Raw genomic sequence first — 6,796 nt, 5'->3', positions numbered from 1 at the left:
CGCGGTCGCCGCGGCGCTGCTGGTGGACTTCGTGCTGACCGTGGCGGTCTCCAGCACCTCCGCCGCGCAGTACGTCGGAGCGGTGTTCCCGGCGCTGGAGGAACATCGGGCGCTGGTGGCCGCGGCGATCGTGGCGGTGCTGGTGTTCGGCTACCTGCGCGGGCGCGGCAAGGGACGCTGGGCGCTGGCGATCCCGGTCTACCTGTTCGTCGGCGGGATGCTGCTGATGATCGCGGTCGGCGCGGTGCTGGCCCTGAGCGGCAACCTGGGCGACGCGCCGAGTGCCGGCTACGAAATCCGCCCGGAGGCCCAGTTCGCCACCGGGCTGCAGGGGCTGACCGGCGCGCTGCTGATCCTGCGCGCGTTCTCCACCGGTTCGGCGGCGCTGACCGGCATCGAGGTGCCGATCTCCAACGTGCACACGCTGACCAAGCCGCGGGCCCGCAACGCCGGGCGGATCCTGCTGGTGATCGGGCTGCTCTCCGGGGTGCTGACCTTCGGCACCCTGCTGCTGGCCCGGGCCACCGGGGTGAAGGTGGTCGCCGACCCGCAGGCGAACCTGCTGGCCGACGGGGTGCCGGTGGGGGCCGGGTACAGCCAGGCCCCGGTGCTCACCCAGCTGGCCGACGCGGTGTTCGGTTCGGTGATCGGGGTGGGCAGCGTGGCGGTGCTGACCGTCGGGGTGCTGCTGATGGCCGGGAACCACGCGTTCAACTCCTTCCCGAACCTGGCCAGCCACCTGGCCACCGACGGCTACCTGCCCCGCCAGCTGCGCACCCGCGGGGACCGGCTGGGCTTCTCCAACGGCATCCTCTCCCTGGGGGTGGCCGCGATCGTGCTGATCTTCGCGTTCGACGGGGATGTCACGATCCTGATCCAGCTCTACGTGCTGGGCGTGTTCGTCTCCTTCACGCTCAGCCAGGCCGCGATGCTGCGGCACTGGTCCCGGCGCCTGGTGCAGGTCCCCTCCCGCAACGCCCGCGCCGCGATCCACCGCAAGCGCCTGCTGAACCTGGTGGGCCTGGTGCTCTCCGCCCTGGTGCTGGCGGTCGTGCTGGTCACCCGCTTCACCCACGGCGCCTGGCTGGCGGTGATCGGCATCCTGCTGCTGATGGCGGTCATGGAGTCGCTGAACCGCCACTACCGGGCGGTGGATGCGGAGCTGGCGGTCAGCCAGGACCACCAGGCGGCCGCGCTGCCGGCCCGGGTGCACGCCCTGGTGATGGTCTCCACCGTGCGTAAGCCGGTGCTGCGGGCCATCGCCTTCGCCCGCGCCTCGCGCCCCTCCAAGCTGGAGGCGATCATGGTGGATGTGGAAAGCGAGAAGACCGAGCGCACGCTCAGCGACTGGCAGCGACTGCAGATCCCGGTGCCGATCACCGTGCTGGCCTCCCCGTACCGCACCATCGTGGACCCGCTGATCGACCACATCCGTTCCATCCGCCGCGAATCCCCACGCGACCTGATCGTGGTGTACATCCCCGAATACGTGGTCGGCCACTGGTGGGAGCAGCTGGTGCACAACCAGACCGCGGTGCGGGTGAAGAACCGGCTGCACCACGAACCGGGCGTGGTGGTCGCCTCGGTGCCCTGGCGCCTGCTCAGCTCCGCCAGCGGCACCACCGAGGAATCCAGCGCCCACCGCTAAGCCCCGCCCGCCACCGGCCGAATCCCGCACGAGCAACCGCAAAGGACAACCATGCCCAGCACCCCAACCCTTGAACTGCGCATCGGGCCCATCGCCCACGGCGGGCACTGCGTGGCCCGCCACGAGGGCCGGGTGATCTTCGTGCGCCACGCGATACCCGGCGAACTGGTGCGGGCCCGGCTGACCGAGGCCGAACCGGAGGCGAAGTTCTGGAGGGCCGATGTGACCGAGGTGCTCGAGCCCAGCGAGCACCGGGTGGCGCACTTCTGGGACCCGGCCGACGCGCTGGCCCACCATGACCCGGTGGGCGGGGCCGAGTTCGGGCACATCAGCCTTGGCCACCAGCGGGAGCTGAAGGGGCGGATCCTCGTCGAACAGCTGCAGCGCCTGGCCGGCGTGGACGCAAAGCAGATCGGCTTCACCGGCGTACAGCCGGCGCCGGGGGAGCGCGACGGGCTGGGCTGGCGCACCCGGATGGCCTACGCGGTGAACGGGCAGGGCGCGTTGGCGATGAGCGCGCACCGCAGCCACCGGCTCACCGCGCTGGAGCAGATGCCGCTGGCCCACCCGGGCATCGAGAACAGCGGGATCTACCAGGTGGACTACTCCGGGATCAGCCGGGTGGAGGTGGCCGTGTCCAGCGCGGATGACGCCACCGTGCTGGTGCTGCTGGCAGAGGCCGAACCGGAGGCGGCGGTGCGGGTGGCCCGCCAGCTGCCCGAGGCGCTGAACGTCGCGGCGTTCAGCCAGGGCACCGGGGCGGCGGCGGACGGGCAGGGTGCCCTGCACCAGCTGCGCGGACACTCCTGGCTGCCCGAGACCGTGCTGGGCCACCGCTATCGGGTGACCGGGGAGGGGTTTTGGCAGATCCACCGGCAGGCGGCCACCGTGCTCACCGAACGCGTGCTGGAGCTGGTCGACCCGCGCCCGGGACAGCGCATCGCGGACCTGTATGCCGGAGCCGGGCTGTTCTCGCTGCCGCTGGCCCAGCGGGTGGGCGCGGCCGGGGCGCTGTTCAGCATCGAGGGTGCCCCGGGCACCCATCGCGACGCCAAGCGCAACCTGCGCGCCCTGGACCAGGCGCGGGTGATCCGCGGGCGGGTGGAGCGGATGCTGCGCCAGCTGGCTGCAGAACGCCTGGATGCGGTGGTGCTTGATCCGCCGCGCGCCGGGGTGGACAAGAAGGTCGCCGCGGAGCTGGGCAACAGCGGCGTGCCGCGGATCTGCTACGTCTCCTGCGACCCGGCGTCCTTCGCCCGGGACACGGCCCGGTTGGCCGCCCGCGGCTACGAATTAGGGCACGTGGAGGTACACGATTTGTACCCGCACACCCACCATATGGAAACGATCGGGCTCTTCGAACGCCGCTGAACGTCACTTTCGGGTGCTTGGGCGTGAAATTAACGTGATTTGTGGTGCTCGGCGGGGAAAAACGGGCCAAAGCGGCTAGACTGGGACTAGCTCTGCCGCGGAACTAGCATGACCATCTCAGTTAGGAGCGCCTAACTGGAATGACAGTGTGCGCGTGCATCAAGATGAAGTCTGGCGAGAGGAGTCCCAGTGAGCAATGTGGACAGCTTCGGTGCCAAGGGCGTACTTGACGTCAATGGAACCGAATACGAAATTTACCGACTGAACAAGGTCGAAGGCTCGGACAGCCTTCCCTACAGCTTGAAGGTTCTGCTGGAGAACCTGCTTCGCACCGAAGACGGCGCGAACATCACCAAGGACCACGTCAACGCGCTGGGCCAGTGGGATCCCTCGGCCCAGCCGAACGTCGAGATCCAGTTCACCCCGGCCCGCGTGCTGATGCAGGACTTCACCGGTGTGCCCTGCGTCGTCGACCTGGCCACCATGCGCGAGGCCGTCGAGGACCTGGGCGGCGACGCCACCCGCGTGAACCCGCTGGCTCCGGCCGAGATGGTCATCGACCACTCCGTGCAGATCGACACCTTCGGCTTCGAGGGCGCCATCGAGCGCAACATGGAGATCGAATACCAGCGCAACGGTGAGCGCTACCAGTTCCTGCGCTGGGGCCAGACCGCGTTTGACGACTTCAAGGTCGTGCCCCCGGGCACCGGAATCGTGCACCAGGTCAACATCGAGTACCTGGCCCGCACCGTGATGACCCGTGAGGTCAACGGCGTGCTGCGCGCCTACCCGGACAGCTGTGTGGGCACCGACTCGCACACCACCATGGTCAACGGCATGGGCGTGCTGGGCTGGGGCGTGGGCGGCATCGAGGCCGAGGCAGCGATGCTCGGCCAGCCGGTCTCCATGCTGATCCCGCGCGTGGTCGGCTTCAAGCTCGCCGGCTCGATCCCGGCCGGCGCCACCGCCACCGACGTGGTGCTGACCATCACCGAGATGCTGCGCAAGCACGGCGTGGTGGGCAAGTTCGTCGAATTCTACGGTGAGGGCGTGGCCGAGGTGCCGCTGGCCAACCGTGCCACCATCGGCAACATGTCCCCGGAGTTCGGCTCCACCGCCGCCATGTTCCCGATCGACGACGTCACCCTGGACTACCTGCGCCTGACCGGGCGCAGCCAGGAGAACATCGACCTGGTCGAGGCCTACGCCAAGGAACAGGGCATGTGGCACGATCCGAGCCGCGAGATCCGCTTCAGCGAATACCTGGAGCTGGACCTGTCCACCGTGGTTCCCTCCATCGCCGGTCCGAAGCGTCCGCAGGACCGCATCGAGCTCTCCAGCGCCAAGGAACAGTTCCGCAAGGACATCCACAACTACGTTTCGGATGCCACCGACGGCCAGGGTGTGGGACGTCCGTCCACCGCCGTGGAGGTCACCCGCGAGAACGGTGAGAAGTTCACCATCGACCACGGCCTGGTCTCGATCGCCTCGATCACCTCGTGCACCAACACCTCGAACCCCTCGGTGATGCTGGCCGCCGCCGTGCTGGCGCGCAACGCCGCCAACAAGGGCCTGAAGTCCAAGCCGTGGGTCAAGACCTCCGTCGCCCCGGGCTCCAAGGTCGTCACCGAGTACTACGAGAAGTCCGGCCTGCTGCCGTACCTGGAGAAGCTGGGCTTCTTCGTCGTCGGCTACGGCTGCACCACCTGCATCGGCAACTCCGGTCCGCTGGATGCCGAGATCTCCGAGGCCATCAACGCCAACGACCTGGCCGCCACCGCGGTGCTCTCCGGCAACCGCAACTTCGAAGGCCGCATCAACCCGGACGTGAAGATGAACTACCTGGCCTCCCCGCCACTGGTCATCGCCTACGCCCTGGCTGGCACCATGGACTTCGACTTCGAAACCGACGCCCTGGGCGTGGACGCGGACGGCAACGAGGTGTTCCTGAAGGACATCTGGCCTTCGCCGACCGAGGTCCAGCAGATCATCGACTCGTCGATCGACGAGGGCATGTTCGCCAAGGGCTACGAGGGCGTCTTCGACGGAGACGACCGCTGGCGCGCCCTGGAGACCCCGGAGGGTTCGACCTTCGAATGGGCCGAGGACTCCACCTACGTGCGCAAGCCCCCATACTTCGAGGGCATGACCAAGACCCCGGAACCGGTCTCGGACATCGAGGGCGCCCGCGTGCTGCTGAAGCTGGGCGACTCGGTCACCACCGACCACATCTCCCCGGCAGGTTCGTTCAAGTCGGACACCCCGGCTGGCCGCTACCTGATCGAGAACGGCGTGGACCGCAAGGACTTCAACTCCTACGGCTCGCGCCGTGGCAACCACGAGGTCATGATCCGCGGCACCTTCGCCAACATCCGCATCAAGAACCAGCTGCTGGACGGCGTTGAGGGTGGCTTCACCCGCGACTTCACCCAGGACGGCGCCCCGCAGTCCTTCGTCTACGACGCGGCGGAGAACTACAAGGCCGCCGGCACCCCGCTGGTGGTCCTGGGCGGCAAGGAATACGGTTCGGGCTCCTCGCGTGACTGGGCCGCCAAGGGCACCGCGCTGCTGGGTGTCAAGGCCGTGATCACCGAGTCCTTCGAGCGCATCCACCGCTCGAACCTGATCGGCATGGGCGTGCTGCCGCTGCAGTTCCCCGAGGGCGAGTCCGCGGACTCGCTGGGCCTGAGCGGCACCGAGGTCTTCTCGATCTCCGGCGTGACCGAGCTGAACAACGGCTCGACCCCGAAGACCGTGAAGGTTACCGCCACCGCCGAAGACGGCAAGGTCACCGAGTTCGACGCCGTAGTGCGCATCGACACCCCCGGTGAAGCCGACTACTACCGTAACGGCGGCATCCTGCAGTACGTGCTGCGCCAGATCGCTGCCGCCAACTAAGGCGGGCGCGGTACGCTCACACCGTCACCGGAACACCCCGCAGGGGCCCGAAGCCGCATGGCTTCGGGCCCCTGCGGGCCTTTAAGCCTGGCCAACGGTTCCCTTTGAGCCTGCTGGCGCTGCCGGTCCGGGCGGGGGAGAAAGGCCAGGGCCCCGTGGCCGGCACCTTCACTGTGCCGACCACGGGGCCCTCGGTGTCCTCGGGGAACCGGCTAGTTCGCGGAGAACAAGAGGCTCACGTTCTGCCCGCCGAAGCCGAAGGAGTTGGTGATCGCATGCTCCAGGTGCACCGCCCGCGGAGCACCGGTGACCACGTCCAGCTGGATCTGCTCATCCATTCTGCCCACGTTGCGGGTCGGCGGCACCTGCTGCTCCTCCAGGGCCTGGATGGTGATGATGGCCTCCACCGCGCCGGCGGCGCCGACCAGGTGGCCGATGGCGCCCTTCGGCGCGGTCACCACCGGAGCGTGGCCGAAGACCTCATTGATGGCCCCGGACTCGCTCAAATCCCCCACGCTGGTGGCCGTGGCGTGCGCGTTGACGTGTCCCACCTGGGCGGGCTGGATCCCGGCGTGCGCAATGGCCCGGCGCATGGCGCGCACCTGGCCGGCCCCGGTGGGGTCCGAGGCAGTGATGTGGTACGCGTCCGAGGTGATGCCCCACCCGGTCAGCCGGGCCCGCACGCGGGCCTGGCGGGCGGCGGCGTGCTGCTCGGATTCCAGGATCACCACCCCGGCGCCCTCGCCGAGCACAAAGCCGGCCCGGTCCGCGGAGAACGGCCGGGAAAGCTCGGCGGCCGGACGCTCATCGGGCTTGGCCAGTGCCTGGGCCTGGCCGAAGGCGGCGACGGTGAGCGGGGCGACCGCTGCCTCCGCGCCC

4 protein-coding genes are annotated in these 6,796 nt (G+C 69.0%); 3 read left to right on the top strand and 1 reads right to left on the bottom strand.

The features are described 5' to 3' along the window. The 3 genes from RCJ92_RS14345 to acnA all read left to right on the top strand — a co-directional run. On the top strand, positions 1-1,648 hold a 1,648-nt coding region (locus RCJ92_RS14345), incomplete at its 5' end, for an APC family permease (protein WP_446754914.1). A gap of 51 nt (positions 1,649-1,699) precedes the next feature. Continuing rightward, entirely contained in the window at positions 1,700-3,019 is a 1,320-nt protein-coding gene (locus RCJ92_RS14340; RefSeq protein ID WP_446754913.1) for a class I SAM-dependent RNA methyltransferase, read from the top strand. Positions 3,020-3,208: 189 nt separating this feature from the next. Then, positions 3,209-5,917, top strand: a complete 2,709-nt coding sequence (gene acnA / locus RCJ92_RS14335) for an aconitate hydratase AcnA (protein ID WP_138177966.1) — start codon at positions 3,209-3,211, stop codon at positions 5,915-5,917. A gap of 212 nt (positions 5,918-6,129) precedes the next feature. Here acnA and RCJ92_RS14330 read toward each other — a convergent pair. After that, positions 6,130-6,796, bottom strand: a 667-nt coding sequence (locus RCJ92_RS14330; RefSeq protein WP_446754912.1) for a beta-ketoacyl-[acyl-carrier-protein] synthase family protein, incomplete at its 5' end; no start/stop codon positions are given.

The sequence above is a fragment of the Glutamicibacter sp. BSL13 genome (assembly GCF_052928425.1).
This window is presented reverse-complemented; position numbering and strand designations above follow the sequence as displayed.